The sequence below is a fragment of the Mycobacterium sp. 48b genome, from assembly GCF_048282725.1.
In the GTDB taxonomy this organism is placed as follows: Bacteria; Actinomycetota; Actinomycetes; order Mycobacteriales; family Mycobacteriaceae; genus Mycobacterium.
The window spans coordinates 3,883,211-3,908,212 of record NZ_JBLVUL010000001.1 but is presented as its reverse complement, the minus strand read 5'-3'; the positions used below and the strand labels follow the sequence as shown (position 1 = coordinate 3,908,212).

Annotated in this window: 28 protein-coding genes; 15 read left to right on the top strand and 13 right to left on the bottom strand. The window is 63.7% G+C overall.

All coding sequences use genetic code 11. The annotated features are described in order from the left end of the window. Positions 1 to 12: 12 nt before the first annotated feature. The 3 genes from ACNQR1_RS19240 to ACNQR1_RS19230 all read left to right on the top strand — a co-directional run bounded on the left by ACNQR1_RS19240 (position 13) and on the right by ACNQR1_RS19230 (position 4,155). Positions 13 to 585 carry a hypothetical protein gene (locus ACNQR1_RS19240; RefSeq protein WP_418047447.1) on the top strand — a complete coding sequence of 191 codons (573 nt, stop codon included), beginning with the start codon at positions 13 to 15 and terminating at the stop codon, positions 583 to 585. A gap of 238 nt (positions 586 to 823) precedes the next feature. Further along, positions 824 to 1,270, top strand: coding sequence for an MmpS family transport accessory protein (locus tag ACNQR1_RS19235; RefSeq protein ID WP_418047446.1), 447 nt, complete (start codon positions 824 to 826; stop codon positions 1,268 to 1,270). Beyond that, a complete protein-coding gene (locus tag ACNQR1_RS19230; protein WP_418047445.1) occupies positions 1,267 to 4,155 on the top strand; it encodes an RND family transporter in 2,889 nt (962 codons plus the stop codon). Before ACNQR1_RS19235 ends, ACNQR1_RS19230 begins: the two co-directional genes overlap by 4 nt. A 6-nt stretch (positions 4,156 to 4,161) precedes the next feature. Here the strand turns inward: ACNQR1_RS19230 and ACNQR1_RS19225 are convergent, their stop codons facing one another. Next, a complete protein-coding gene (locus tag ACNQR1_RS19225; RefSeq protein ID WP_418047444.1) occupies positions 4,162 to 4,641 on the bottom strand; it encodes a hypothetical protein in 480 nt (159 codons plus the stop codon). Between the two features lie 229 nt (positions 4,642 to 4,870). Here ACNQR1_RS19225 and ACNQR1_RS19220 point away from each other — a divergent pair, with 229 nt between their 5' ends. The 3 genes from ACNQR1_RS19220 to ACNQR1_RS19210 are packed head-to-tail and all read left to right on the top strand — an operon-like array spanning position 4,871 to position 9,524. Next, positions 4,871 to 6,280, top strand: a complete 1,410-nt coding sequence (locus ACNQR1_RS19220) for a DUF1254 domain-containing protein (RefSeq protein WP_418047443.1) — start codon at positions 4,871 to 4,873, stop codon at positions 6,278 to 6,280. Positions 6,281 to 6,321: 41 nt separating this feature from the next. After that, a complete protein-coding gene (locus tag ACNQR1_RS19215; RefSeq protein WP_418047442.1) occupies positions 6,322 to 7,998 on the top strand; it encodes a hypothetical protein in 1,677 nt (558 codons plus the stop codon). Next, positions 7,998 to 9,524, top strand: a complete 1,527-nt coding sequence (locus tag ACNQR1_RS19210; protein ID WP_418047441.1) for a hypothetical protein — start codon at positions 7,998 to 8,000, stop codon at positions 9,522 to 9,524. Before ACNQR1_RS19215 ends, ACNQR1_RS19210 begins: the two co-directional genes overlap by 1 nt. 72 nt (positions 9,525 to 9,596) lie before the next feature. Here the strand turns inward: ACNQR1_RS19210 and ACNQR1_RS19205 are convergent, their stop codons facing one another. Then, entirely contained in the window at positions 9,597 to 9,896 is a 300-nt protein-coding gene (locus ACNQR1_RS19205) for a hypothetical protein (protein WP_418047440.1), read from the bottom strand. Positions 9,897 to 10,061: 165 nt separating this feature from the next. Here ACNQR1_RS19205 and ACNQR1_RS19200 point away from each other — a divergent pair, with 165 nt between their 5' ends. Both ACNQR1_RS19200 and ACNQR1_RS19195 read left to right on the top strand, forming a co-directional pair. Beyond that, a complete protein-coding gene (locus ACNQR1_RS19200) occupies positions 10,062 to 10,778 on the top strand; it encodes a hypothetical protein (protein ID WP_418047439.1) in 717 nt (238 codons plus the stop codon). Further along, on the top strand, positions 10,775 to 11,128 hold the full coding sequence (locus ACNQR1_RS19195) for a hypothetical protein (RefSeq protein WP_418047438.1): 354 nt from the start codon (positions 10,775 to 10,777) through the stop codon (positions 11,126 to 11,128). The genes ACNQR1_RS19200 and ACNQR1_RS19195 overlap by 4 nt, the downstream gene beginning before the upstream one ends. 45 nt (positions 11,129 to 11,173) lie before the next feature. On the opposite strand, the gene ACNQR1_RS19190 is transcribed toward ACNQR1_RS19195, so the two are convergent. Further along, a complete protein-coding gene (locus ACNQR1_RS19190; protein WP_418047437.1) occupies positions 11,174 to 12,169 on the bottom strand; it encodes a TIR domain-containing protein in 996 nt (331 codons plus the stop codon). 558 nt (positions 12,170 to 12,727) lie between these two features. On the opposite strand from ACNQR1_RS19190, the gene ACNQR1_RS19185 reads away from it, so the two are divergent. Further along, on the top strand, positions 12,728 to 12,919 hold the full coding sequence (locus tag ACNQR1_RS19185) for a hypothetical protein (RefSeq protein WP_019346310.1): 192 nt from the start codon (positions 12,728 to 12,730) through the stop codon (positions 12,917 to 12,919). Between the two features lie 245 nt (positions 12,920 to 13,164). Here ACNQR1_RS19185 and ACNQR1_RS19180 read toward each other — a convergent pair whose 3' ends face one another. Then, positions 13,165 to 13,413, bottom strand: a complete 249-nt coding sequence (locus tag ACNQR1_RS19180; protein ID WP_019346312.1) for a hypothetical protein — start codon at positions 13,411 to 13,413, stop codon at positions 13,165 to 13,167. Between the two features lie 200 nt (positions 13,414 to 13,613). On the opposite strand from ACNQR1_RS19180, the gene ACNQR1_RS19175 reads away from it, so the two are divergent. The 5 genes from ACNQR1_RS19175 to ACNQR1_RS19155 all read left to right on the top strand — a co-directional run bounded on the left by ACNQR1_RS19175 (position 13,614) and on the right by ACNQR1_RS19155 (position 14,817). After that, complete coding sequence (locus ACNQR1_RS19175; protein ID WP_019346313.1) at positions 13,614 to 13,868, top strand: hypothetical protein; 255 nt, start codon at positions 13,614 to 13,616, stop codon at positions 13,866 to 13,868. Then, positions 13,868 to 14,077: a hypothetical protein gene (locus tag ACNQR1_RS19170; RefSeq protein ID WP_019346314.1), complete on the top strand. Its 210-nt coding sequence runs from the start codon at positions 13,868 to 13,870 to the stop codon at positions 14,075 to 14,077. The genes ACNQR1_RS19175 and ACNQR1_RS19170 overlap by 1 nt, the downstream gene beginning before the upstream one ends. A 6-nt stretch (positions 14,078 to 14,083) precedes the next feature. Continuing rightward, positions 14,084 to 14,269 carry a hypothetical protein gene (locus ACNQR1_RS19165; protein ID WP_019346315.1) on the top strand — a complete coding sequence of 62 codons (186 nt, stop codon included), beginning with the start codon at positions 14,084 to 14,086 and terminating at the stop codon, positions 14,267 to 14,269. A 63-nt stretch (positions 14,270 to 14,332) separates the two neighbouring features. Continuing rightward, the gene (locus ACNQR1_RS19160) at positions 14,333 to 14,539 is read left to right on the top strand and encodes a hypothetical protein (protein ID WP_047038453.1); all 207 of its coding nucleotides are present in this window, start codon (positions 14,333 to 14,335) and stop codon (positions 14,537 to 14,539) included. Next, positions 14,536 to 14,817, top strand: coding sequence for a hypothetical protein (locus ACNQR1_RS19155; protein ID WP_019346317.1), 282 nt, complete (start codon positions 14,536 to 14,538; stop codon positions 14,815 to 14,817). Before ACNQR1_RS19160 ends, ACNQR1_RS19155 begins: the two co-directional genes overlap by 4 nt. Before the next feature lie 123 nt (positions 14,818 to 14,940). Here the strand turns inward: ACNQR1_RS19155 and ACNQR1_RS19150 are convergent, their stop codons facing one another. From ACNQR1_RS19150 to ACNQR1_RS19135, 4 genes are all read right to left on the bottom strand, one after another. Beyond that, complete coding sequence (locus ACNQR1_RS19150; RefSeq protein ID WP_047038489.1) at positions 14,941 to 15,171, bottom strand: hypothetical protein; 231 nt, start codon at positions 15,169 to 15,171, stop codon at positions 14,941 to 14,943. 201 nt (positions 15,172 to 15,372) lie between these two features. Further along, positions 15,373 to 16,119, bottom strand: a complete 747-nt coding sequence (locus ACNQR1_RS19145; RefSeq protein ID WP_052773231.1) for a metallophosphoesterase family protein — start codon at positions 16,117 to 16,119, stop codon at positions 15,373 to 15,375. A 335-nt stretch (positions 16,120 to 16,454) separates the two neighbouring features. Then, complete coding sequence (locus ACNQR1_RS19140; protein WP_157680249.1) at positions 16,455 to 16,610, bottom strand: hypothetical protein; 156 nt, start codon at positions 16,608 to 16,610, stop codon at positions 16,455 to 16,457. Next, a complete protein-coding gene (locus tag ACNQR1_RS19135; RefSeq protein ID WP_131721883.1) occupies positions 16,607 to 16,786 on the bottom strand; it encodes a hypothetical protein in 180 nt (59 codons plus the stop codon). The genes ACNQR1_RS19140 and ACNQR1_RS19135 overlap by 4 nt, the downstream gene beginning before the upstream one ends. A gap of 1,164 nt (positions 16,787 to 17,950) precedes the next feature. Here ACNQR1_RS19135 and ACNQR1_RS19130 point away from each other — a divergent pair. Then, complete coding sequence (locus ACNQR1_RS19130) at positions 17,951 to 20,869, top strand: FtsK/SpoIIIE domain-containing protein (protein WP_081396687.1); 2,919 nt, start codon at positions 17,951 to 17,953, stop codon at positions 20,867 to 20,869. A gap of 628 nt (positions 20,870 to 21,497) precedes the next feature. On the opposite strand, the gene ACNQR1_RS19125 is transcribed toward ACNQR1_RS19130, so the two are convergent. The 5 genes from ACNQR1_RS19125 to ACNQR1_RS19105 form a co-directional block, all read right to left on the bottom strand. Continuing rightward, positions 21,498 to 21,713: a hypothetical protein gene (locus ACNQR1_RS19125; RefSeq protein ID WP_131827744.1), complete on the bottom strand. Its 216-nt coding sequence runs from the start codon at positions 21,711 to 21,713 to the stop codon at positions 21,498 to 21,500. 164 nt (positions 21,714 to 21,877) lie between these two features. Continuing rightward, the gene (locus ACNQR1_RS19120; RefSeq protein WP_076111809.1) at positions 21,878 to 22,102 is read right to left on the bottom strand and encodes a hypothetical protein; all 225 of its coding nucleotides are present in this window, start codon (positions 22,100 to 22,102) and stop codon (positions 21,878 to 21,880) included. A gap of 106 nt (positions 22,103 to 22,208) precedes the next feature. Next, a complete protein-coding gene (locus tag ACNQR1_RS19115) occupies positions 22,209 to 22,772 on the bottom strand; it encodes a hypothetical protein (RefSeq protein ID WP_076111806.1) in 564 nt (187 codons plus the stop codon). A gap of 733 nt (positions 22,773 to 23,505) precedes the next feature. Beyond that, on the bottom strand, positions 23,506 to 24,087 hold the full coding sequence (locus ACNQR1_RS19110; protein ID WP_076111804.1) for a hypothetical protein: 582 nt from the start codon (positions 24,085 to 24,087) through the stop codon (positions 23,506 to 23,508). Then, on the bottom strand, positions 24,084 to 24,905 hold the full coding sequence (locus tag ACNQR1_RS19105; RefSeq protein WP_234802118.1) for a S1 family peptidase: 822 nt from the start codon (positions 24,903 to 24,905) through the stop codon (positions 24,084 to 24,086). The genes ACNQR1_RS19110 and ACNQR1_RS19105 overlap by 4 nt, the downstream gene beginning before the upstream one ends. Positions 24,906 to 25,002 lie beyond the last annotated feature (97 nt).

Genomic DNA, 25,002 nt, shown 5'->3' with positions numbered 1-25,002 from the left:
CGATCTGCAGCCATGGCTGCGGTCGTCGTGCCCGCGGCCGCACTCCTGGTCGTCGGCGCAGACACCGGGCCGGCAGCCAAGGGCGGCGCCGAGGTTGTCGCACCCCCTGCCGTCCAGCCGGCCGCCGCGCCCGCAGCACCGGCGGTACCCGCCGAGCGGGCCGTGCGCCGGAACATGAGGTTCCCGCTGCCCGCGGGCCGGGCCTCGGAGAAGGGCCTACAGGTCGAGACCATCCTGGCCGCTCGCGCGGTCAGCGCGCGGTTCCCCCAGATTCTGGACATCGGCGGGGTCCGGGCCGATTCCATGAAATGGCACCCGAACGGTTTGGCGATCGACGTGATGATCCCGAACTACACCACGCCGGAAGGCAAAGCCCTCGGAGACCGGATCGTCGCGTACGTCCTCGACAACGCGGATCGGTTCGGCGTGAACCACGTGATCTTCCGGCAGCAGATCTACTCCCGCGGCAGAGCTCCCCGAATGATGTCGGACCGCGGCGGGGCCACGGCCAACCACTACGACCACGTGCACATCGCCACCAACGGCGGCGGATTCCCCACCGGGCACGAAACGTACCTGACGTAATTCCGGCCGTAGCCGCCCGCGCCGTCGCGCACCGCTACGGTTTTCTCTCCGTCGGTAGACAACCGACACTCGAATCACCTGCCGTCGACCGATTCCCAGGTGATGCACAGGAACATTCCGCAGCTTCGAGGTTGTGATGCCCGGCCCGGTGCCATACGGTGTCAACCTAGTTGATTAGTCGTCCTAGAGGAATGTTCCTACGCTCCGCGCCTGTCACCGCGCATTGAAAGGGTCACGGATGCAGCGGTTTTCGATCGGACGCCGGCTGATCCAACGCTGGATGTACCTGGTCGCGGTGGTGGTGATCGCACTGGCTGGATTCGTGGTGTTCCGCCTGCACGGCGTATTCGCATCCCAGGACGTCACGTCGACACCGAGCGGATCCGGCAACGACATCGTCCCGTTCAACCCCAAGCACGTGGTCCTGGAAGTTTTCGGACCGCCCGGCACGGTCGCGACCATCACCTACCTGGACGTCGACGCCCAACCGCAGCGTGCCGACGCCGTCACGCTGCCCTGGACCTACGACACGACCACCACACAGCCCGCCGTCGCGGTCAACGTTTCCGCGCAGGGCGACAGCGAGTCGATCGGTTGCCGGATCAAGATCGACGACGTGGTCAAGGACGAGAGAACAGTGAACACCTTGAACGCCTTCACCTACTGCCTGGACAAATCCGGATGAGCGCGCAGCGGGTTCCGGATCTGATCCGGCGGTTCTCGGTGCTCATCGCCTTGTTCTGGCTGGGCCTGGCGGTGGTGACGAACGTCTTCGTGCCGCAGCTGGAAACCGTCGCGGAGTCGCACAACGTGTCACTGAGTCCCCAGGACGCACCCTCACTGCAGGCCGCGAAGCGGATCGGCAAGGTGTTCGACGAGTTCGACTCCGACAGTTCGGCGATGATCGTCCTGGAGGGCGATCAGCCGCTCGGCGCCGACGCGCACCACTATTACGACGGCTTGATCCAAAAGCTGCGCCAGGACACCGAACACGTCCAGCACATCCAAGATTTCTGGGGCGATCCGCTCACGGCGGCCGGCTCGCAGAGCGCCGACGGCAAAGCGGCACTGGTGCAGGTGTACCTCGCCGGCAATCAGGGCGAGTCGTTGGCCAACGAATCCGTCGATTCGGTGCGTCGCATCGTCGACGAAACACCTCCGCCACCGGGTGTCAGGGCCTACGTCACCGGCGCCGCTCCCCTGGTCACCGATCAGTTCGAGGTCGGCCGCCACGGCACCCTGAAGACCACGCTGATCACCCTCGGGGTGATCTTGGTGATGCTGCTGTCCCTCTACCGTCGCGTCACCACGGCAATCCTGGTGATCTTCACCGTGATGATCGAGCTGACCGCCTCACGCGGCGTCGTCGCGGTGCTCGCGAACGCCGGCATCATCGAGCTGTCGACCTACTCGACCAATCTGCTGACGCTCTTGGTCATCGCCGCCGGAACCGACTATGCGATCTTCATTCTCGGCCGCTTCCATGAAGCGCGTTACGCCGGACAGGACCGCATATCGGCGTTTAACACGATGTATCACGGCACCGCGCACATCATCCTGGGTTCGGGTCTGACGATCGCCGGCGCGGTGCTGTGCCTGACCTTCACCCGCCTCCCCTACTTCAACAGCCTCGGCGTGCCTGCCGGAATCGGTGTCCTCGTCGCCGTGCTGGCAGCGCTGACCCTGGCACCGGCGCTGCTGGTCATCGGCCGCCACTTCGGCCTGTTCGAGCCGTCCCGTCCCATGCGCACCCGGGGCTGGCGACGGATCGGTACCGCCATCGTCCGCTGGCCCGGGCCCATCCTGGTGGTGACGATCGCCGTCGCCCTGATCGGCCTGCTCGCACTGCCGAGGTACTCCACGAGCTACGACGCCCGGCCCTACATGCCTGCCGGCGCCCCCGCCAATGTGGGTTACGCGGCCGCGGAACGCCATTTCTCGGAAGCCCGGCTCAATCCCGAACTTCTGATGGTCGAAGCCGATCATGACCTACGCAATCCCACCGACATGATCCTGCTGGAGCGCGTCGCCAAGGCGGTCTTCCACACCGACGGCATCGCCCAGGTGCAATCGATCACCCGCCCACTGGGCACGCCGCTGGACCACACGTCGATCCCGTTCCAGATCAGCGCCAGCAGCGCGGCGCAGATCAACAATCTGCCCTTTCAGCAGGCCCGAACCGGCGACCTGCTCAAGCAGGTGGACGTGATCAACAACTCGATCGACATTCTGCGGCAGCAATATTCGCTGCAGCAGCAGTCGAGCGCGATCACCGACGAGCAGAGCAAGGCGTTCCAGGAGACCGTCGCCACGGCGCAGAACCTGCGCGACAAGATCGCCGACTTCGACGACCAGTTCCGTCCGCTGCGCAATTACTTCTATTGGGAGCCACACTGTTTCGACATCCCGATGTGCGCGGCGCTCCGGTCGGTGTTCGACGCCCTCGACGGCATCGACGCGTTGACCGACCAACTGGGCAACGTCTCGGGGAGTATCGCCAAGCTGGATGCGCTGCAGCCGAAGCTGTTGGCACTCATACCCCCTCAGATCGCCAGCCAGCAGACGAACCGCGACCTGACGATGACGAACTACTCCACCAATTCGGGTCTCAACGACCAGAGCGCGGCGGCGCTGCAGAACGCCACGGCATTGGGCAAGGCCTACGACGCGTCGAAGACCGATGACTCGTTCTATCTGCCCCCGGAGGCGTTCACCAACCCCGAATTCCAGCGTGGGCTCAAGCTGTTCCTGTCACCGGACGGCAAGGCCGCCCGCATGATCATCACGCACGACGGTGATCCCGCTACGCCCGAAGGCATTTCGCACATCGCCGCCATCAGGCACGCAGCGCAGGATGCCGTCAAGGGCACTCCCCTGGCGGGGTCCAAGATCTACCTGGCCGGTACTGCGGCCACGTACAAGGACATTCAGGACGGCGCCAAGTACGACCTCATGATCGCGGCGATCGCGGCACTCACCCTGATTCTGCTGGTGATGATGTTCATCACCCGAAGCATCGTCGCCGCGATCGTCATCGTGGGCACCGTGGCACTGTCGCTGGGCGCCTCGTTCGGGCTTTCCGTGCTGATCTGGCAGGACATTCTCGGGATCGACCTGTACTGGATCGTGCTGGCGCTGGCCGTGATCCTGCTGCTGGCGGTGGGGTCGGACTACAACCTGCTGTTGGTCTCCCGGTTCAAGGAGGAGATCCACGCCGGCCTCAACACCGGCATCATCCGGGCGATGGCGGGATCCGGCGCGGTGGTGACGTCCGCCGGTCTGGTGTTCGCGGCCACCATGGCTTCGTTCGTGTTCGCCGACCTGCGGATCCTCGGCCAGATCGGCACCACGATCGCCCTCGGCCTGCTGTTCGACACGCTGATCGTGCGCTCGTTCATGACGCCGGCCATCGCAACCCTGCTCGGGCGATGGTTCTGGTGGCCGCTGCGGGTGCGGCCGCGCCCGGCGAGCCAGATGCTGCAGCCCTACGGATCGCGCGCATCGGTGCGGCAACTGCTCCTGTGGGAAGACGGAGACCCGGTCGCCGGGTCGTCACGCCCGAACAAGTAGCGAAATTCAGTCCTTACCAACAGCACTGAGCTCATCGGCCGGTTCGGGTGCCGTCACCGAAACCTGCCCCAGCTTTCCCTTCAGTCCCGCGACCCGGCGCAACTGTGCCGCGATGTTCATCGACGTCAGCATCGGGATTCCGCCGATGAATGTCCGGAACGAGGGGTTGCCACCGTGGACGTGCAGTTCGTAGAGGCAGCCGACCACATAGAAGAACCCCATGCTGAACAGAACGGCGGGGATGGCGTAGGCGAGCGGTGACCGGGCGTCGGTCACGAGTTCGGTCGCGTAGTCGAACTCTTCCCGCGACATCGGCTCGCGCTTGCGCAGTTTGGCCAGAACGGCCTTGTGCGCGCCCACTTGTTCACCGAGCGCAGCAGGAGTTCGCCGCTCCAGCCGGCCGATGTAGACGAAGACGCACGCGGCGAACGTCGCTGCCATCACGGCGGCGAGAACCGTGAGATCACCCCAGACACCGAGATCCACCGTGGCCGCTCCTCTGCTTGCCGTTGAAGTCCACCATCTGACGACACCGTCAGCCCTGACGGTTACCTAGACCTGCTAGAAAACGCTACTCCAGTTTACGAAAACCGGAACCGCGGCACATCAGTCGGGGCGCAGCCACTGAAATTTCCGGCATAGCGGCCAATGACGACAGCCGGCGCGCATACGATTGCCTGACCGGAGAACTTCGACGCGAAGGGTCCGTGACTCAATGCCAGAACCCATCCACGGCTGGCTGACCACCGAGACGCTGTCCACCAGCTATGGCGATTTCAGGTTCGAGGGTGGCTACCCAGCCGGGGACACGGGGACGCGACTGCTGCGCCAACTCAAGCTCAACCGGGCCATCGAGGTCTACCTCACTCAGATGATGCCGGTCAGCCAGATCGCGGTGCGAGAGGGATTGCGGGCCTTCGGTGCCACGTCACCTCAGCAGATCGTGATCTGGGAGCAGTTGATGGACTCCCGTACGGTGCTGCTGACCGCCAACGCCGAGACCGTTTATGCGATAGCCCTGCTAGACCTGAAAGCGGACGGTCCGACCGTGATCGAAGCACCGCCGCACATGCTCGGCTTCATCCAGGACGGCATCCAACGCTATGTCATGGACGTCGGGATGCTCGGTCCCGACAAGGGAGCAGGCGGCAAGTTCCTGGTGCTTCCACCCGGCTATGACGGCGAGGTCCCCGATGGCTACTTCGCCGCCCGGTCACCCACGTATTCCGCGATGTTCGCCATTCGGGGATTTCAGTCCGACGGCAGCACCGAGCGGGCGATCGCGCTGATGGAACAGGCCAAGGTCTACCCACTGGCGCGGGCCGACTCCCAGCCGAAAACAGTGTTCATCAACGGATCCCGCAGGCACATCGACACTTTGTTTCCGGACACCGCACGTTTCTTCGACTTGCTGGCGATGCTGGTGGAAGAAGAGCCGGCCGAGATCTTCGGCCCGCTGGAGCGCTTCCAGATGCAAGCCATCGGCATCATCAAGGGCACCCGGTTCGCCCCCGACGACGACACCCGGGAACTGCTGAACGAGGCAGCCCGGATCGGCGGAGCGATGGCGCGCGCGAACACATACGGATCATTGGATGTCTACTTCTACCCCGACAAACAGTGGCAAGGCATCACCTCCGTCCCATACACGTTCAACTTCGACGGGGTGCCACAGATCGACATCCGCAACAACGTCTACTACATGGCTGCGGGCAATTCACCGGCCATGATGGACAAGAACGTGGGCCAAGGCTCGCAGTACCTGTGGACCTACCGTGATGCCGACGGCGACTACCTGCAGGGTGACAACGACTACCGGCTGCACATCGAACCGGGTATACCGGCGATGAACTTCTGGTCCGTCGTCGTCTATGACGCCCTGAGCAGGTCCCAACTGCAGACCAGCCAACCGCTCCCGTCGGTCAGCACCTACACCGAGCCAGAGGTCAACGCCGACGGATCGATCGACATCATGTTCGCATCCAAACCGCCTGCTGGACAATTTAACTGGATTCAGACCGTTCCCGGCCGCGGCTTCTTCGCCATGTTCCGGTTCTACAGCCCGACCGAGGCGTTCTTCGACAAGACCTGGCAACTCGACGACATCCGGCGGTGTTCGTCGTGACCGCAGTGCGCATTTGACGCTCCAGCGAAGGGAAGTTTCCGATGACCGCGAGCCGCTCTCGGCCGATGACCGCACTGGCGGTGGGAACCACGATCGTAACGGTGCTGGCCGTGGGGGGCTGCGCCAACCAGAGCGGCGAACCCACATCGACGACTACCACCGCTGCGTCTGGCTCGCCCCAGGCCACCGCACCCACGACGCAGGTTCCGGACAACCCCTTCCTGGCCGCCCCTGTCTACGGCATCACTCACGTCGACAACGCCCAGTCGGACACTTTCCCGTATCCCGCTTCCAGAGGAACGTTCCACATCGACCCCCGAAAGATGCCGCGGGTCCCGGGCGGTCCGGTGAACATCATGACGATGGCGTCGACGTCCCCGGACTACATGTGGGCCAGCTCGTCCGGCGGGGTGCGCTACGTCGACGTCCGAGACGGCGGGTTCAAGCAGGTCGCCAGTGCCGACACCCCGGGCATCCCACCGATCAGCACCGAAACCCTCGACAAGGCACTGGGTCAGACGTTCACCGATCCCGCACAGGTCGAGTCCGTGGTGCGCAATGACCTGAAGACCGACTGGACGCGCATCTCCAACGGCGTCTACGGCTTGGTCGACAAGGACAACCACATCTACTACGTCACGCAGAATTCCGAGATCGTCATCTTCGGGTTGAAGGATCCCAACAACCCCGCCGCCGGAATTGAGATCGTCAAGCGTCTGGACTTCAAGCCCCGTCTGACAGAGCGGGCGAGCATCGGCGGGCTCCCCGAGATCATCGTCGGGGTGAACATGACCTACGACGGCAAGATCATCGTCTTGTCCACCAATGCGGTGTTCGCGCTTGATCGCAATCTCGAAGGCGAGCCGCAGGAAATCCGTTTCGGGCCCGACGAAGTGGTGTCGAACTCGTTCTCCATCGACGACAAGGGCGGCATGTATATCGCCTCCGACAAGGTCATGCACAAGGTGGTCTGGACCGGGACCAAACTGTCCGACGAACCGGCCGACGGCGCCTGGAGCGCATTTTACGACTTCGGTCAGGAGCCGCCGTCGGTGAAGTTCGGCATCGGAACCGGATCCACCCCGACGCTGATGGGCTTCGGTGATGACGCCGATAAGCTTGTGGTGATCACCGACGGCGCCGATCGGATGAAACTGGTCGCATTCTGGCGCGACGCCATTCCGGAGGGATTCCAACAGAAGCCGGGAACCGGATCGAACCGCATCGCCGACCAGATCCCGGTGACAGCGGGCCTGGATCCTGCACCGCAGTTCATCCAGAGCGAACAGTCGGTGGTGGTCAACGGGTACGGCGCTTTCGTGGTCAACAACATCCGTCCGCAGGGCAGTAAGGACCGCATGGTCGACGTGCTCTCCGGCGGCCCGGTCTTCGACCCCCCGCACGGCATGCAGCGCTTCGAATGGGACACGACGTCGCACAACTGGCGCTCGGCGTGGGAACGCGGCGACGTGGTGTCCACCTCGATGGTGCCGTCCGCCAGCAGCGCCTCGAAAATGGTGTTCGTCAACGGCTACACCAAGGCCGACGGCTGGGAGGTCACCGGGCTGGACTGGAACACCGGAGAAACCGTGCAGCGCACCATCTTCGGCCAGGACAACCTCGGCAACGGCGCATACGCGCTCATCCAGTTCACACCGAACGGCGACCTGTTGTTCAACAGCGTCGGTGGACCGTTCAGGGCAAAGCTGGCGAACTGATGACCCCGACACCTCCCCCACGTAATCCATTCCTCGCGGAATCCAACTACTGCGTGGTACATGCCAATTCGGCGCAGACGGACTCGACCACCGATGCCGGCCCAAAAGGGCCGACGCGTGAGCTCGCACCCGGGGAGATGCGCTACCACGACCTGGGTCTGTGGAATCTCCTCTACCTGGTGTCAGGCCCGTACGCCGACGGCGGTCGCACGGTCTGGACCAACGGCTCGCAGTACCTGACCAAGTTCGACTACGACACGTTCGACATCATCGCGTCGCTACGGGTCCCGGGCGACGACCACGCCGACGGCCTGACTCACGAGAACTTCATCGACGTATTCGATTCCGACGCGTCGTTCGACCAGAAGTGGTCGGTGGCACAGCAATCCGGCCTGCCGCCGGTGGACGGGGTCTACACGTTGCTCGATGTCGACAACCAGTACGTGGTGGCCGGCAAGGGATTCGTCCGGATCTATGGCGATGAAACCCCGGGAGATCGACTCTCCGGAATTGCCATCCGCTCGCACTGGGACCAGCCGGCCGCGATCACCGGCGCGTTCATGGGGATGAACATGACCTACGACGGGCGCATCGTGCTGGCCACCACCGACGGATACGTCCTGGCGCTGTCCCGCGACTTCACCGATGTGCAATCCGTACGACTTCCGTTCGCCCAATCCGAGATTCCAGACCTGCCTGAGGGAGTGTCGTGGATACGCAACGGGTTCTGCATCGACGAGCACGGCGGCATCTACGTCGCCTCGCTGAACCACCTGCACAAGGTGATCTGGACCGGCAGCACGTTGTCCATCGACCAGGCGGCCGGCGCGTGGCACGAACCGTACAGCAACTCGCTGGGCCGGGGCACCGGCGCGACCCCGTCCCTGGTCGGCTTCGGTGACGAACCTGACAAGCTCGTGGTCCTCACCGACGGGGACGTGTTGATGAACGTCACCGCCTACTGGCGCGACGAGATCCCCTCCGACTGGACGCAACTCGACCATGCACCGTCGCGGCGCATTGCCGGGATGGTGCCGGCCGACTTTGGCGACCTCGAACTGACAGCGGCACAGTCCGAGCAGTCCGTCGTCTGCTCCGGGTACGGCATGTTCGTCGTCAACAACGAACCGCGCAACGTTCCCCGAGAGATCCTCGACGACCCCCAATCCAAGCTGATCTTCATCGGGTACCTGAGCTACCAGACAGAGTTCGCACCCAGGGGCGGCCAGAAGTTCGAATGGGATCCGCAATCGAAGTCGCTGCGGGCCGCGTGGACCAACACCGAGGTCACCTCCCCCAACTGTGTGCCCTTCGTCTCCACGGCCTCGAACCTGGTGTATCTGTCGGGTGCCCGCGACAACCAGTGGACCTTGGAGGGCATCGACTGGGCCACAGGGGAAAGCGCTTTCCACTACATACTCGGTGGTGCGCGGTTCAACAGCTTCTACTCACAACCCGCGGTCGATGCGCTGGGGCGTGTGACGGTCAGCGCCCTGTACGGGTCGCTGCGGATCCAGCCGGCGTAGGCGATATCGCAATTGGAGATGTTGTTCAAGGAGTTGGCGGAGCCGCCGGCCGGTCAACGCGGTCGCCGGGCGCTACTCCGTGCCGTCGAATGCTTCGAGGCGCCGGCCCACCCGGGCCAGCGCCTCATCGAAGACATCCACCTTTTCGCCACGCTTCTCGTTCGCCGGCTGCGCGGCGCCACGGGCGCCTTCGGACTCCACCCGCGCCGCACCCTGGCGGCGCAACAAGCTGAAGTTCTTCTCACGTGCTTGTCTGAGCCGACTCTGCAAGTCCTTCAGCGACTTCTCGTCCATGCGCGCCAGAGCCTCGGGATGACTCTCAGCGATCAACGAGCTTTCCTGCGCGGTCAGGTTCACGTGGTTGCTCACCATTGATTCATAGCGCGGGCCGGCCATCCCGGGGAAGGGATTCGCTATGTGAGGCAAACATCAGGCGGTGGAATTGCGGATCTTCGGCGTGCCGGGACCGGTATCGGAGGCAACCGGCGCGATGATGCAGATGTGGTTGTTGATGCGAATGTGACAAACGTCGTGCCGGTGCCCGAAACGTCCGAGCCGAAGGCAGGCGAGGTGCAGGGTGAACCACAGACTGGCGCCGAGGCGCCCTCGGATCAGCAGCGGGTGTGGTCGATGCCCAAGCCCACGGTGACGCGCGAGCAGGCCGACAAAGTCGCACAAGTCGCGCGCACTGCCGCTACGGCCGTTATCGGGTTCGTCGCCGGCATTGCTCGATCTGGCAGGAACGCCTTACGGCATTTGTCCCAAGCGATCGCGGCAGTGCCGCCGGCCGTGCGCCTGGTGACCGCGGTGGGCGTGACCATGCTCCTGGGCATCGTCGGGGCAATCGCACTTCAGAACTCACTCGGACTGGCCTGCATCGTCGTGGTGGTCCCGGTGTGCTCGTTCGCCCTCGGCGCGCTCGGACACCGTTGGTACAGCGGACTCGGCGTTGAACCCGCACCGCGCGTGGAAAGCCACGGACCCTCGGCACCGGAGCTGCAGCGTTCGGTCGAGTACGTCGACAAGAAGCTCGCGACCGCTCTCAATGCATTCGGCGCCGAACGTCAGCAACACGCGATGATCGCGCTGTTCCAGGCCAAGACCGCCGTCGAACTCACCCTCGGGACGGAACAGGACGAGGCGAGCCACATCGATGTGCTGTTGTCCATGGAAGGCCACGACGCACGGCCGCGCATCAGGGCAGGCTCCGCGCCCAAGTCCTTGCGAGAAAGCAATTCCCTGGCGGCGTCATGAGCAACCGCCTCACCGGCCAGGTCGCGCTCATCGAGGACGACTACACCTTGGTCATCAACCGCGGTGCCGAGGCAGGCGTCGTGCCCGGCATGGTCTTCGCCGTGCACTCCGAGTCGGATCAGGTGATCACCGATCCCGAATCCGGCCGGGAATTGGGCAGACTCACGCGCGAGAAGCTTCGGGTGCGGGTGTTCGATGTGCAGCCGCTGTTCTCCCGCGCACACACCTTCGCCAGGACCGACGACTTCTACGGCCTGTTCCAGGCGACGGCCGTGGTGACGATAGACGTCGGTGACAGCCTCGAATTGGTGCCCGCGGAATCCGGGGTTCGTCGGGCCGTATCCGGGTAGTTCGGTGGCGTGCCTGCAACCGTCGCTGCGGGCAGAGGCGGTGTATCAGCTTCTCGGCCTTATGATCCCGGCGGAAAGCAGCAACTTCAGGAGCTCGTCGCCCCTGTTGGTGGTGCCCTGAGCTCCTCGGGAGAGTGTCTCACGAACGTGGGCCGGGTCCCGCGAACCGGCATAGATGAAGTACGGCAACTGAATACCCCGCCGTCGTACCGCCTCCAACAACGTGTAGCCGGCCCGAGGATCCGGAGGCCGGCCCATATCGCTGATGACGGCAGCGAAGTTGTGGCGGCCCAATTCCTGTAGCGCGGCGTCGGTCGACTCGGCGAGAACGAAGTCGATGCCGTAGGCCGCCATGGCTTGGCGCTCCATGATGTTGTTGTCGGGCCGGTCATCAACCCACAGCACCATGGTGCGGTCCGCGACCAGCGCGGGTCCGCGTGCCTCGTCGATGTCCTCGACGAGCTGCCGAACCTCCGGGTCCACGGAGACCGCCTGCGCCGCCCTGACTCCCGGCCTCGGTTCCGTGCCGGCGCGCGCCATCGCTTCGGCGATCTGCCCCGCCAACTGCAGCAGGACGCCACGATTCTCGGGATCGGTAGGTATTCCGTTGGCCTGGCCCCGGTAATCGAATCGCTGCCGACCGGCGATGAGGGTGGCCAGGGGATCGGTTTCCAACAACTCCGGGCGCTCCAGCACTGGAGCCGTCACGAAGTAGATCGGCAGTATCAGATCCTTGCGGCCCAGCGACGCCTCGTGCCGTTGAAAGCGGTCCAGCTCATCCCGACATGCGGGGCTGGTGAAGTACAGCGCTGTGATCACCGGGATGAAGAACACCGATCCGGCGATCGCGCCTGCCAGTTTGTCTCGCCAATCCTCGCCCAGCCCGATGCCGTCCACGTCCTGAAAGATCGTGAAGTCCCGATTGCCCGTCACCACTTGCACGCCGAGTTCGAGTACTTGGCGCATGGCGGTGATGTTGCCGCCGAAGAATCTGTCGTCGGGGTGCGTATAACTCAGAAATGCCTCGAACCGAGTGGTCACCGGTGCCATCCCCCCTGAAGCTGCGCAGTAACAGTTCCAGCTGCTCGGAGCATATACGCGGTTTGGCTGCCGGGCCGTAGGTCTCTGGGTACACGTCATGGACGTTGATCGACGAGAGACAGACAGCGCTCGCCCCACTTCGACGGACCCCAGTGTGCTCGACCAAAAATAGCGGTGAACCAGGAGTCAGAAGTCGATCGGAACATGAAAAAAACCGCCTGCGAACAGGCGGTTCTCTTGTCGGGCTGACAGGATTTGAACCTGCGACCACTTGACCCCCAGGAGTGTAGACCACTGTTTTCCCTGATTCAGGCCGCTGCCCATGCGTCTTTGACCTGCATAAACATAGCAGAGTGGATAGGCGGGATTAGCCGTTGAGTGGGAACTATGTGTGAAGTCGGGCCGGGAGTTCGGGTGGCTCGGCCTGCGCAGACCGCACGGACTCGGTTCAGAATGTCACGTCCGCACGGTCGACACCACGCTGTTCGACGGGCTTAGTGCGAGTCGGTGTTCGCGCCGCGCAGAGCCCGGTCACCAGGGTGCGGTGACACTGACGCCGTGTCGATGAACCTGACTGTTTCCGCATCCACCGATGGCCCCGACGACGCCGAGACCCTGGCGCTGATCCTTGAATCCGTCGCCTCCCAGATCCGCGCGGCAGGCGGTGACCCGGTGCACGCTGACGGAGAATTCGACGTGACCGCCGGCGGGCAGAAGCAGCAGGTGTTCCTGTCGTTCGTCGCGAGATAGTCCGAAGTGGGGCTGGCGACGGCGTCGACCAGCAATCAGCGCCTCCCCGCCGCGGTGGGTCGAAGATGACAAGGGCACGGTGCTGGTGCGGCTGAGCGGGACCAGCTCCGCGGTGCGCAGCCCGGCCCTGGCATCTCTCATCGCTGATCACGGTTTCCCGCCCGGAAGTTGGGTCGCAGACGGTGACGGGTTCCTGTTCGCTGCGGCTTGAGCCGGGCCGGCGCCAATCTGGTTCCAGTTTCGTTTCAGCGCAACCGTTCCGGGATCTGGTGGTCGTATCCGGGCAGCAATTTTCGTTCCCCGAAGCGCGTGGTGTTCTCCGGATCCTCACGCACGAAGTGCGCGACGGTGGACGCCTGGCCTACCAGCTCGCCATCGATGTAGACCTCGGCGGTGCGGTTGTCTCGGGCACCGGCCGGCAGGTAGGTGGCCCGGCCTTCGCGTGCAGCGTTGAGCACGTTGATGCGTAGCTGCTCGAAGTTCGTGCTGCCCATGGATGATTCCTCTCGTCGGCGGATGGCAGCGCGACTCTGCCCGCGCCGTTCTCCGACCGGCGAACGCGGCGCGTCGCGGTCCTCCCGCCGGATCACTCTCAGGACGTGACATCGCGGCGGGGGTGGCGAGATGCGCCTGCCCACTGGTGCTGGTCGCGCCGTGCACACCGGTGATGTGCGGGCCCTGCCACGATGCCGACATGACCTACAACGGACGCGCGGTGCTCGAACAGGTCGCCGCACAACACAGATGGGCCACCGTCTCGGTGACCCCGTGCTTCGAAGACCAGGAGCAGGTCGTCTACGGCCGTGACGGTATCGAGATTCTGATCGTGTGGACGCCACTGAACACCGCGACGGCCGTGGTGAAGAACTACGGAAAGCCCGATGAGTCTGTGGCGAACGGTCCACTGGGCCTGGTCACCGCTCGCGGCTGGATGGAGGAGAACCGCTGATGTCGATCATCGATGGCGGCGTTGAGAAGACCCTGACCTACGACGAGGCCGCGGCGATCCTGGCCGAGCCCGGCTACGACGCCTACGGCCGCCTACGGCTCTACGGGGTCATCGCAGACGGTGAATCCGCCGGCCAGCTCACCGCCATCAAGTCGCAGCAGAATCTCGACCGGTTCAGCTACACCCACATCTGCTCCGTCGAAAGGTAAGGCGCCGTGGTCGAACTCGGCAATGTTGTCAAGACCGCTAATGGCGCGATCGGCGCCGTCGTCGACTGGCTCGACCACGGGATGCGTCCAGGCATCTTCACCATTGAGTGGGACGAGACCACGTTCACCGGTGACGCACCCCCACGCCACTGGACGCGCGCGCAAAGCGAAGCCTTGACAATCCTGAGCTGATCTCCTCCAAAAGCACTCGCGCCGAGCATCGTGCTCCCGTGCGATGGCTGCCACTATGCGCGCATGCCAACACACGGTGGACTCGACGACGCCCAACGCCAACAACTCTGCGAATCGAAAGTGACGCTCGACGGGGAGCCAGCACGCATCATCGGCTGGGCCCACCCATTCGCCACGGTGTCGCGTAGCGATGGGCGAGGCGGCCGCGTCGAATTCGCATGGGCGACAGCAGCCCGCATCGTGGATGCCGGCGGGGCATTCCAGTCGTGAGCACCGCGACTGTCTTCGTGCACCTGGACTACGACGTGTGGGACCACCGCGAGACCGAAGCGATCCGGGTGTCGCGCCACGGCCGCGCTGACGTGTACCTCCCCCAAGGCCAGCGAGCCACCGGGCAGTGGGACGACGCCAACACCGCCGCCGTCACCGGCGCGATCGCACACCGCTTCGGACTCGATGACGAGGAACGCAGCCGCGGCGTGTTCGTGGAAGCAGCCGCGGCGATCGAGCAGAACGACCCGCGCTGGATCGTCACCTTCGCGCTCTGAGAACAGCAGCGTGACCCTCCGCTGCTCTGTCGTGCGCGCCGCGATGTCGTCGACGTTGAGGAGACCTGGACCGGATCGGAGCGATTGCTCGGATCTGTGACGGGAAATGCCGCACCGGCGCCACTACGACAGCGATTGATCGGCCGCGGCTGTCGAGTCAGTCAGCCGCGGCCAGGAGATATCGACCAACTCACCATTGATCTCGGTGGCGTAGCGCTCTGCTTCGCCATACTCCGCCTCGGTGAAGCACCGCACGGCGAATGGATTTCCGTCAGCGCGCACGAGGATGGTGAGATCCTTCAGCTCGACATCCCGGCGAGCTGGTTTGACGCGCTGCACCATCTCCTCAGCCATGCACAGCATCTTCGCACCGAGGCTCGACAGCTTCGGACATCGGGGGACGTGATGTGCGTCAGTGTCGCGGCCCGCCGTGTCCCGCCCTCCGAGCCCGCAGCTGCGCCTGGAGCTGTTGGTGGTGACAGGCGCTGGCACCGCAGCGGACCGGAGCACCGCTCGCTCCCGAGCTGCAGTGTTCGTCGCCCGCGGCGGCTGCTGTCAGACGGTCAGGTCCAGGATCATGGCGCTCTTCACGAAGTTGCCGCCGTCGTCGGCTAGGCCGATGATCCGGGTCGGTCCGCGCTGCGCGGTGTAGCGGATGTGGTAGTGGCCGTGGTACAGCACCGTTGGCGTGGTGGCGTCTACAACCTCGCCGACAAGCTGCCGATGCAGGTCGGCCTGGTACAGCTCGGCTGGCGGGAAACCGCCGGGCAGACCCGGGATCTCGTAGCCGTCCGGTGCATCGTGCGCGACGATCACGTCGACCGGGCCGCCGCTGATCGCGTGGGAGACATCAGCTGCGGTGAGACGTTCCTCGGGCCACCAACTCACGCCGGGCTTGCGCATGGGGCGGTCCACCGAGTGCGCGCCACCCAAGGCCATCCACGTCTTGCCGTGCCAGCGCCAGCGCAGGCCGCGGGGCAGGTGGAAGATGTGCGACCGGATCTGGCGCAGTCCCGTGTCGGGGTCAGCCGGCAGGTCGTACAACGCATCAAAGCATTCATGGTTGCCGTCGACCCACAGCACTGTGACGCCGTGACGTGCACAGGCCATGTCGATCTCGTCGAGATAGTCGTCGGTACGACGCCCCGGAACCCAGAATCCAAAATCTCCAAGCTGCAGCAGCACCGGGATGCCGCGGACACCTGCGGACCGGATCAGCGACGTCGCCCAGCCAGTGTTGCCGTGCCAGTCGCCGGCCAGCATCACCGTGCTGGGCCCCGGCTCGTGCAGAACGGTCGTCATCGAATCATGGTCCGTGACAGAAGTGATGTGGAGCAATTGGTTTTCGGGTCAGAGCCTGTGGCGGATCTAATGGCGGGCCAAATGAATTCGGGGGCGGCGGATCGCCTCGCGACAGGCCCCGGCAGGCAGGTAACTGGCCAGATCCTGGTGCGTGGCGATGAGCGCATCTCTGCGCAGCTCAGCTCAGTAGTCGCGGGACTGTTGACAGAGAAAATATGCGAGGCCCCGACTGGAGCCGGGGCCTCGCATCCCACGTGTGTTCCACCACCAAGGAGAACGCCTCCAATATATATCGCAGAACCAGCCACCACCAGGGTCGACACCTGCACTCGACCTCACTCTCCCTGCCATTTGAGGAAGTCGAGCACGATCCAGCAAATAGCACCGATGATTGTGGCGTACACCAACATGCCGAGGTCCGCCAGGTAGAGGCAGCCCAGTACCGAACCGACCGAGCCAGCGGTGATGAGAACCATGACGCGTCGGGTCATCGCACAACCAGATCGGCGATCAGGCCTGCTAGACAAGGGTTCTCACCGATGGCAGTTCCGGCCAGCACCGCGGCACACAACAGTGTGGTTGCGAGGACGAGCCGGTGTGCGGTGCGTTCGTGCATGGTGCGATTCCATGGCAGTTGCCGCCGCGGGGAGCTGATTCCGCCTCGCATCCCAACCTCCTTCTATCTCTATTTTGGAGATTACAGTGCTGAGGTGGCGACAGCGCGGATTCAGCACACCCGTGTGTCGTGCACTCTCCACGGAGTCTTGAGACACCGGATCAGCTGCGGCGCACTCTCGCAACGGTCACCTGCATCCGTGGAATGCGGGTACAGCCTGATTCCGGAAGCGGAACCGGCTTCGCGACAGGCACTGTCACGTGCCCTCTACTTGCACATAGTCCGACCGTTTCAGCCGACCAGCTGTGTCGGCGTGCCGTGCATGCCGACTCGTCGGAGTAGTCGACGTGCGCGAGCATCGCGGCGTGAACGAAGCAAAGTGCCGGCAAAACGCCCGGCCAACGGAGGACCTGAGATGACGTGCATGGATGCCTGTGGAGGCGACTCACGAGCCTCGCGATTCTCGTTGATGATTGCCCATTCCAGTCTCTATGTCCTGCCCTGCTGGCTGGCTGTGTGTATCGCGTCGTGGTTTGGCCTTCTGGGACCCACCAGCCGCTTCACGGCCGGCACGGTGATGGCCGTGTGTGCACTGGCGGCGCTAGCGCATCGGCTCAGGGGGCAGTTGTGTGTTCGTTGCATTGAGGAAGTGCCTACCGACGCCCCACTCCGCGCCCAGCGGAAGAAGCGCTGGCTCTGGTTGGCCCATTTTGTTACCCGGCCATCGGGGATAGCGGTGACGATCACTGTCTTGGTCGGCCCGCAGCTATTGTCGCTCGTACTTCCGGGCGCTCTATCAACCGGAATCTGGTCCACTCGCCTTCGAATTCCGATGGACCTCTGGCTGTTCGCCATTCTGCACTCGGAGACGACCCACTACCGGCTTCTGCTGTGGTGCCCCTACTGCCGGGGCTGGGATGACGGTGAGCCCGAACCGTCGCCAGACCCCGCTGTGTCTGGCACCAAGACCGCGCGCTGAAGGCAGCCGAACCGTGTCGCGTTCGTCGGCAGCCTCAGACATCGCCTAGCTTTCGCCGCAATCGCCTTCGTCGTGGGGCGGGAGCCGTCTTCGAGCCGGGCCGCGACCCCGGCCGATTTCGGCGGTCAGCCCCCTTAGGGGCACACGGCTCGTCCTTCCTGTTTCAGCGGGACGTGGCAGGTGGTCGCGGAACCGTTCAGACCACATCCCGCACGACACAGGAGGTTTAGTCCACAATGGTTGAATCCGCACGTCTCAAGAACCGGGCCCGCCGCTACATGGCCGCCCACCCCGGCACCAAGTACCAACAGGCACTCGACGCGGTCACCGCCACCGAAACTGACAGCGCGCCAGACACCTCTACCGCGTCCATCAACGACATCCCGGACTTCTTCGAAGCCCTCGGGATTACCGACATCTCCACCCACGACTTCCAGTCGACATGGGCGGACAATGAACACACTGATGAGATCAAAATCCCGGTTGCCCTCCTGCGTGAAGGTGACCAACTCCTACCAGAAGTGAGCTATCTGAACTTCTACGAGGAGAATCGCGGCGGCAACGGCCCGCACGGGGTGATCGCTGGACGAACGGGTAGCGGGAAGAGCCGTTTCCTGCGAGCGATCGTCCTTGCACTGATGTCCAAATACAGCCCCGAAAGGATCGGATTCCTCCTCGCGGACTACAAGGGAGGAGCGACATTCCGGGACATGGACCCCGGCCGGTGCCCGCATGTGCTGGCCAACATTTGCAACCTAGCTGACGACCCCGAGATGGTGGATCGTCTCGGCTTGGTGATCGAGGGCGAAATTGTCCACCGCACGGAGTTCATCACCGGCGAAAAGGGATGCAAGGACATTTTCGAATACCGCGAGCAGCAACGACAGCACCCCGGTGAGCTTGACTGGCCTGCCCTGCCGAGTTTGTTCGTGGTCGTCGAGGAGTTCAATCGCCCCCGTCCGGGACAACGAGGGATTAGCGAACTTCTAACTCGCGTCGGCCGCGTTGGCCGTTCACTTGGCATGCATCTGGTCATCTGCAGCCAGAACACCGATCGGTCCACATTTGGCGAGCTGTTGGAGCAGATTACATTCTGCTACTGCCTGGCGGTGAGTTCACCGCATCAATCGATCACCATGATCGGCACTGATGCCGCTGCAAAGTCGTCGGGCGGCACGCTCACAGGGAAGATCTGGCGCAGGTTCAGCTGCGACAAAGCACCCGTAGAGATCAGAGCCTTGGACCACAGCGCTCCAGTTTCTGGACGCAATGCCACGATGGTTGACGCGCTGCTTGATCGGCTGTCGCGTGAACCAGCTCCGGATGTGCGCCGGTTGTGGACAAAACCACTGCGGGAGCCAGTAACACTGCCAGAACTTGGATTACAACGTCGAACGGATGGACTCGGGATTCAGATCGGCCGCCTCGACGACCCGCTACATCACCGAACCCTCCCCTGGACAATTGATCTCGGCTCAACCACCCCGCACTGGCTCATCTCGGGGGACGCCGGATCCGGGTGCACCACCACGCTGCAGACCCTTGTGCTGGGGGCCTGCACGCAGCACACGCCCCAGCATGTCTCTTTCGTTCTCCTCGACAGCCGCTCGGGTGAGTTGCACGCGGTCGCCGAGTCGGCGAACGTGATCGCCTATGCCCACAGTGGGGATGGTGAAAGCGTGAAAGCAGCTCTGGACGAGATCGATCGGTTGATGAAGCTGCGTCACGACGCTGTCACCCGACCTCACAGCGCAGGGATAGACGCCTATCTGGCGGGAAAGAACACCGACACGGTTCCCGGCGATCCCTACGGCCACGTGATCGTCGCCGTAGATGGGCTTGCAGGTTTCGCCGGATTCGGGGCCGGTGGAGGTTCGGTAATACACCGAATCGCCGCTCTCGGCCGCGAACTGGGTGTACATCTTGTGGCAACAGACCAGACCCGCGCACAGGAGATCTCCCCCGGGCTCGAGGCGAACTTCTCCAGACATATCCAGCTTCCATGCGAGCACTACCACCGAGCTCACGCCCCGAACATTCTCCGAGCGCGTTTCGACGCTGAGATCCCCCGGGACCAGCCCGGCCGCTCGATCGACCCTGTTACCGGGCTACAGGCGCGCGTTGCCCTCCCTGTCGCCGGCAGCATCGAACCGGACGGACTGAACGTTGACCGAACCTCGGCTGTTCAGGAACTGAGCAGAGCGCTGTCTTCAGGCATCGACCCGGTCGAGAAGCCGACACCTGAACGTCTCGCGGAGCTCGCTGACGCTGTTCGCCGGTCCGAGTTGCAGGTGATTCACGGTGAGATCGACAACCTAATTGGACGCGACGCTGTTAAAGACCAGTTGCGCCGAATCCTCGCGTCGGCGCACGTATCTGCAGAACGAAAGCGGCGCGGACTGGGGAACATCGGTGCCGCAGAGCGCACGTTCGTCATCACCGGCCATCCTGGAACCGGAAAGTCGCATACCGCCGACCTACTCGCTCGCGCGTTGTACACGTGCGGACTCACTCGCAGTTCAAAAGTCGTTGTGGCCGGCTGGACGCAGCTCGCGGGCACGAACCCGGGCGATACAGTGGATAAGGTTCAGGCCGTACTTGAGGAAGCCAGCGGCGCAACCCTCATCATTCACGATGTCCAGCCGTGGCATGCGGCGGAGATTTCGGACATGCTCGTGGACAAGCTGGATGACGGTGGTAGTGGCGGCGACATCGCGCTGATCCTCACCGGCTATCCATCAGACGTGGCGCATCTCTTCGTAACGAATCGCAGGCTGGACTCTCTGCTTGGCGCGCGAATCGACCTCGCACGCCCCACGGCGGCCGAACTCTGGCAACACCTGCAACGGTTCGCCCACAAAGCTGGCCGCATGCCAGCGGCCGGCTCGGAAGAGACGTTCTACACAGAGGTCGAGCACCTGTTCGAGCACACCGACGAAGACCACTCACCGCTCGATGTGCTTTCCAACATTCGGTTCGCGAGCTACATCGTCGAGCACGCAGCGCGTGCGTCCATTGCGCGCTTGACGGACACCGACCTTTCGACGTTGACAGATGCGCAGCTGACAGAGCTGACCGCCGAAGACATCGTCATCGCGGTGCGAGGGATCGACGCACGCACCCGATCAGTCCCGAAGGGATACAGGGGGTACTGAACAAGCCCCACGACCCCGGCGGCTCTTGGCTGGCCGGGGTCGTGGGCTCCCCATATCAGTGAGGGGCGGTCCAGACGACTTCGTGTGAGTCGTCTGTCACCTGTGTCGGCTCCCAATCGTCTCCGACCTCAACGGAATCTGAACATTGGTGGCACAGTGAGACATAGGCTTCATTGCACGCCCGCTCCCGGGCTTCCTCTGGCGTATCTGCCTCCACGTCGATCACTGTTGTTGAGCTGGAGGCCAAGACGACGGTGTACTTCATATCGTCGATCCTTCTGCTGCATTGGCTTTGTTGTAGGTCTCGGCGACGTGCTGTGCCCATAGGTCATAGGGATCGGGATCGGTGCGTTTCGGCCTCCCCGTCAATCGACCAAAGTTCTGCCCGCAGCACCGGAGAATTTCGTTGTCGTTCGAAAACGAGCGCCACCGGGTCGGCCGATGCTTGGCAAGGTGCGCTTCTAGCGTCAAAGTTCCACTGTCCATGTCAGCACTTCCGTCAGTCTTCGATTTCGCTCGACGCGCGGTCAAAACACCGCTGATACAAGTTTTGTCAGCGCAATACCCGGGTCTGCCGACGGCCCCGGCATGTCGTGTCAGCGGTTCACCCGGAGCAGAATTCGCCAGCTCAGCTGTCGATCATGTCGATGTCGCGCATCAGGTCGCTGTACACCTGGGCAAGCGCCGCATTCTTGTCGGCCGGCGCGCCGTCATGCGCCCCACCGAGAGCAACGATCTCAGCTTGAGCTGCAGCTGCCCGCGTGGCGATCTTGTCGATGTTCTGGCGAAAAGTGCTCGCCTCGCTGTCTGTGTAGACCAGGTGGTCACAGGTGGTGGCGGTCATCTGGGCCCTCTCGGTGGTGGCATCGCTGCTGAACAGATGCCCAGACACTAGGAACCAGCGCGGCCCTTCGCCCAATCTGCAGGCACGACACGCCGACACAGCACGGTCACGTCGCTGTGTTCATCCCGCAGCGCGCGGCGACTACCCGCTGTGCTCTCTCACATCTACCGGGATTCGATCGCGTCCCTTACCCAGTCGAGTTCGTGCGAGATCTTGTGCAACGCATCGATCTTCGCTTGCTCTTGATATGCCGACAATAGCGCGATCTGCATCGGATCTGGCTGGGTGGACGCTTTCTGAAGCGCCTCCAACGTCTCGGCCGCCTTCTTGCGAGAAGCGTCGGCCTGGTCGGCCACCGCGCGATATTCCTTGTCTCTCACTGATTCCACACGGCGATCTTCACACGCGGCGGCCCACCCGCCACGAACTGAGCTTCGTGTCTCGCGCCTATTCGGCCCCCGCCCGGCCCAGTATCGCCGTGAATCGCGCGGTGCGTCAGGAGGCCCGCCTGTCCCAGTACCGCGGTGGCAACATGCGGGCACCGCGCAGTGCGCGCAGAAGAGCGGCCCCGTGGCGTTCGGGGATGAAGTCTGCATCGGCGATCACGACGTCGTTGGGGCTCAGCGGTTGCGTGCCGGCGATGCGAACCCGCACGACTCTCAGTCCGCGAGACGCGTAGAACCGGTTGCGCATGAGGTCCTCGGCCACACGCTCTGGGGTCCCGTGCCAGCGCTCAGGGTCGACTTCCACCACCGAGAACGGTTTTCGCACAAGGATATCGGGCGTGAAAAATCGGTTCTTCCCTGCGCTGTCACGCCCCATGCACATCAGCGTGCCTTGCGGGTAGGTCCGGTAGCCGGCGTTCTCGATGACCTGGCGCACGCGCTGTTCGGTCTTGCTGGTCGCCGTCGAGCCGTCGGCGGCCAGATCTCCGGGCCGGGCCCGTTGGCGATCCATCCGAGGCAGCACGGGCGGAGTATTGCGCTGGGCCCACCAGACCGCGCCCCACAACACCAGCAGTGCTAGCGGGACCGCTGGGTGCAAGAGAAACTCGATCACAGACGGTGACTGTAGGAACCCGTCGCAGTTTGGGTGCCTACGGCGCGAGACCGTCACTCGGATCACCGCAATGAGCACTCACCGCGCACCCATCCATGCCTTCCGAAACGCCTACTCGGTGTTCGTCTTCTCTGCGGTTCGCCGCTCGCTAGACCTCCCCGAGTTTCGCGGTAGATTACCCGTTTGACCTGCGGTAACTGTCAGCAAATCGGTGACTTTGCGGTTCACCTGCAGCAATGCGTAGCTGTCGTGGCAATGGGGGGTGCCTCCGACAGCTCGGCGTGACAGAAGGCAACAGGGTCTATAGGTGAAAGCTCATTAGTTAGTTGTTCTAGATACATATCTTTACCTGCATTCTCTCTGAAACAGAGAATATCCGCTGTCGGAGGCACCCCCCATTCCCACGACAGATGCGTGTTTACCCAGCTGAACAGTGAATTGACCGGATCGGTGACAGTTACCGCAGGTCAAACGGGAAATTTACATCGAAATACGGGGAGGTTCAGCGCGGCCGGGACAATTTTCACCCGACAAATCCAGACGAAACAGGAACCGGACAGCAGAACCGGCATGTCGAAAGTTTGTTCGAACAGATGGGCGCGGCATTCGTGAGACGTCTGTCCTCGAATAGGGCGGCCGGAACCCCGCCATTTAGCATCCGGAGGCGTCGCAGTGGCGCTACAGATCCCGCTCCAGCGGTGCCGGTCGGGAGTTCAGCGGCAAGCCGCGATGATCAGGTGGTGCAAGGAGATGTGAACGCCCCGAGAAGGTGACGCCAGTCGTCCGCACCGGTAGTGCGGATCCGGCGGTGCAGCGCATCGCGGGACACCCCGAGCTGTCGGGCCACCCACACCCGCGGAATCAGCTGAGCGCACCCCGCGGCGATGAGTGAGCAGGACGCATCCGAGGCGTCGCGCAGACCGTTGAGGGCTACTTCGGCCATCGCGACATCGATCCCGGCCCCACACAACCATGCCAGCTCTTTCTCTTTCGGCGAGGTTTCGAGTGAGCCGGCCGCGACGACGAGCGCGGCGCCGGTGTCCGTCGACGGATGCATGAGCCACTGTTCGCAGGCCAGCGCAAGGTCTGTGCACCGCTGGTCGGAGTCGATCAGTGCCTGCATCAGTGTTGAGAGTGGACTTGCCTTGCGGCGGGCCGTGACACCGTCCCCGGAAGAGGACTCGGCGATCAGCGGGTACAGGGCCCGGGCCGACTGCGCCCGCACCGGTTCGACTCGGATCAGCGCCGCTGAGAGTGCAGCCGCCGCTGCATGTTTCGGGGTTGCGGGCTGCCGCCACCACGTGGGGTCGCTCATCGGTCAGTTCCTTTTGCGTCATTGTCGACGACCAGGCGCAGCCCCATTCGCTTGAGCACGGGAGCCAGGTAGGTGACGTAGTTGTCGGTGTCGGTCGGGCCGTAGGCGAGCATCCCCACGGCCATCGCCTCTCCCCTCTCGTCGACGACGAACACAGGGGCACCGGAGTCGCCGTGGACCGCCGAGCCACCCCAGCGCACCTGTACAGACGTGGCTCTCACCAAGGGACCGCAGGTGAGACCGGAACGGGCGCCATTCATGCACATCGGAGTTCCTGCCGGTAGTGACCGCACCGCGTCCACGCCGAGGACCCCGCGCAGTCTGACTCCGGGGGCGATTTCGACACCGTAGGGCCCCTGCTGCTGGCTGGCCGACAAGAAGAACACCGCGGCGTCGTGATAGACCCCGTCCCGGTCGTATCCGCGATCGTAGCTCTGCAACGGTGGAAGTTGTTCTCGCGCTGACTTGTTCATGGCGGTATACATCCACAGCGGGGCAGATTTAGCGGCCATACAGTGGCCCGCTGTCAGATAGCCCGGATCGTCGGTGGTCGCCACGATCGGCCATGACATGGTGCAGTTCTGCGCCTCGGTCTCATCCACCTGGGAGGCGATGGTAATTCCCGGCTGCGGATAGTCAGCCGCAGTTACTTCGACGGGCTGCGATGCGCCGTGCACCCCGGCGATCGCCACCCAAGGCCCACCGGGCAAAGGGTCAGCTCCGGCGGGCGCGACGGTCGCCATGGAGGCCACTGCACCAAAAACAACAACAGAAGCAACTTTGGCGATCCAGGGTTTGCTTGGGTGTGCGGTCGACATGGCCGCAGGCTAACGCGACGCATACGAAAACTTCCGCTGCACCACCACCGGCATCATGCTCCTGGCTTCGCAGCATCTACCTGCTCGCGCCGCGGGC

Excerpts from the sequence above, each read along its gene's own strand:
- ACNQR1_RS19145 (WP_052773231.1), bottom strand. The coding sequence starts at position 16,119 with ATGACGACCGTTCTGCACGAGCCGGGGCCCAGCACGGTGATGCTGGCC.
- ACNQR1_RS19195 (WP_418047438.1), top strand. The coding sequence starts at position 10,775 with ATGAGCAACCGCCTCACCGGCCAGGTCGCGCTCATCGAGGACGACTAC.
- ACNQR1_RS19220 (WP_418047443.1), top strand. The coding sequence starts at position 4,871 with ATGCCAGAACCCATCCACGGCTGGCTGACCACCGAGACGCTGTCCACC.
- ACNQR1_RS19230 (WP_418047445.1), top strand. The coding sequence starts at position 1,267 with ATGAGCGCGCAGCGGGTTCCGGATCTGATCCGGCGGTTCTCGGTGCTC.
- ACNQR1_RS19175 (WP_019346313.1), top strand. The coding sequence starts at position 13,614 with ATGACCTACAACGGACGCGCGGTGCTCGAACAGGTCGCCGCACAACAC.
- ACNQR1_RS19110 (WP_076111804.1), bottom strand. The coding sequence starts at position 24,087 with ATGAGCGACCCCACGTGGTGGCGGCAGCCCGCAACCCCGAAACATGCA.
- ACNQR1_RS19170 (WP_019346314.1), top strand. The coding sequence starts at position 13,868 with ATGTCGATCATCGATGGCGGCGTTGAGAAGACCCTGACCTACGACGAG.
- ACNQR1_RS19105 (WP_234802118.1), bottom strand. The coding sequence starts at position 24,905 with ATGTCGACCGCACACCCAAGCAAACCCTGGATCGCCAAAGTTGCTTCT.
- ACNQR1_RS19205 (WP_418047440.1), bottom strand. The coding sequence starts at position 9,896 with ATGGTGAGCAACCACGTGAACCTGACCGCGCAGGAAAGCTCGTTGATC.
- ACNQR1_RS19140 (WP_157680249.1), bottom strand. The coding sequence starts at position 16,610 with ATGACCCGACGCGTCATGGTTCTCATCACCGCTGGCTCGGTCGGTTCG.
- ACNQR1_RS19180 (WP_019346312.1), bottom strand. The coding sequence starts at position 13,413 with ATGGGCAGCACGAACTTCGAGCAGCTACGCATCAACGTGCTCAACGCT.
- ACNQR1_RS19135 (WP_131721883.1), bottom strand. The coding sequence starts at position 16,786 with ATGCGAGGCGGAATCAGCTCCCCGCGGCGGCAACTGCCATGGAATCGC.
- ACNQR1_RS19125 (WP_131827744.1), bottom strand. The coding sequence starts at position 21,713 with ATGACCGCCACCACCTGTGACCACCTGGTCTACACAGACAGCGAGGCG.
- ACNQR1_RS19210 (WP_418047441.1), top strand. The coding sequence starts at position 7,998 with ATGACCCCGACACCTCCCCCACGTAATCCATTCCTCGCGGAATCCAAC.
- ACNQR1_RS19150 (WP_047038489.1), bottom strand. The coding sequence starts at position 15,171 with ATGGCTGAGGAGATGGTGCAGCGCGTCAAACCAGCTCGCCGGGATGTC.
- ACNQR1_RS19160 (WP_047038453.1), top strand. The coding sequence starts at position 14,333 with ATGCCAACACACGGTGGACTCGACGACGCCCAACGCCAACAACTCTGC.
- ACNQR1_RS19215 (WP_418047442.1), top strand. The coding sequence starts at position 6,322 with ATGACCGCGAGCCGCTCTCGGCCGATGACCGCACTGGCGGTGGGAACC.
- ACNQR1_RS19235 (WP_418047446.1), top strand. The coding sequence starts at position 824 with ATGCAGCGGTTTTCGATCGGACGCCGGCTGATCCAACGCTGGATGTAC.
- ACNQR1_RS19130 (WP_081396687.1), top strand. The coding sequence starts at position 17,951 with ATGGTTGAATCCGCACGTCTCAAGAACCGGGCCCGCCGCTACATGGCC.
- ACNQR1_RS19240 (WP_418047447.1), top strand. The coding sequence starts at position 13 with ATGGCTGCGGTCGTCGTGCCCGCGGCCGCACTCCTGGTCGTCGGCGCA.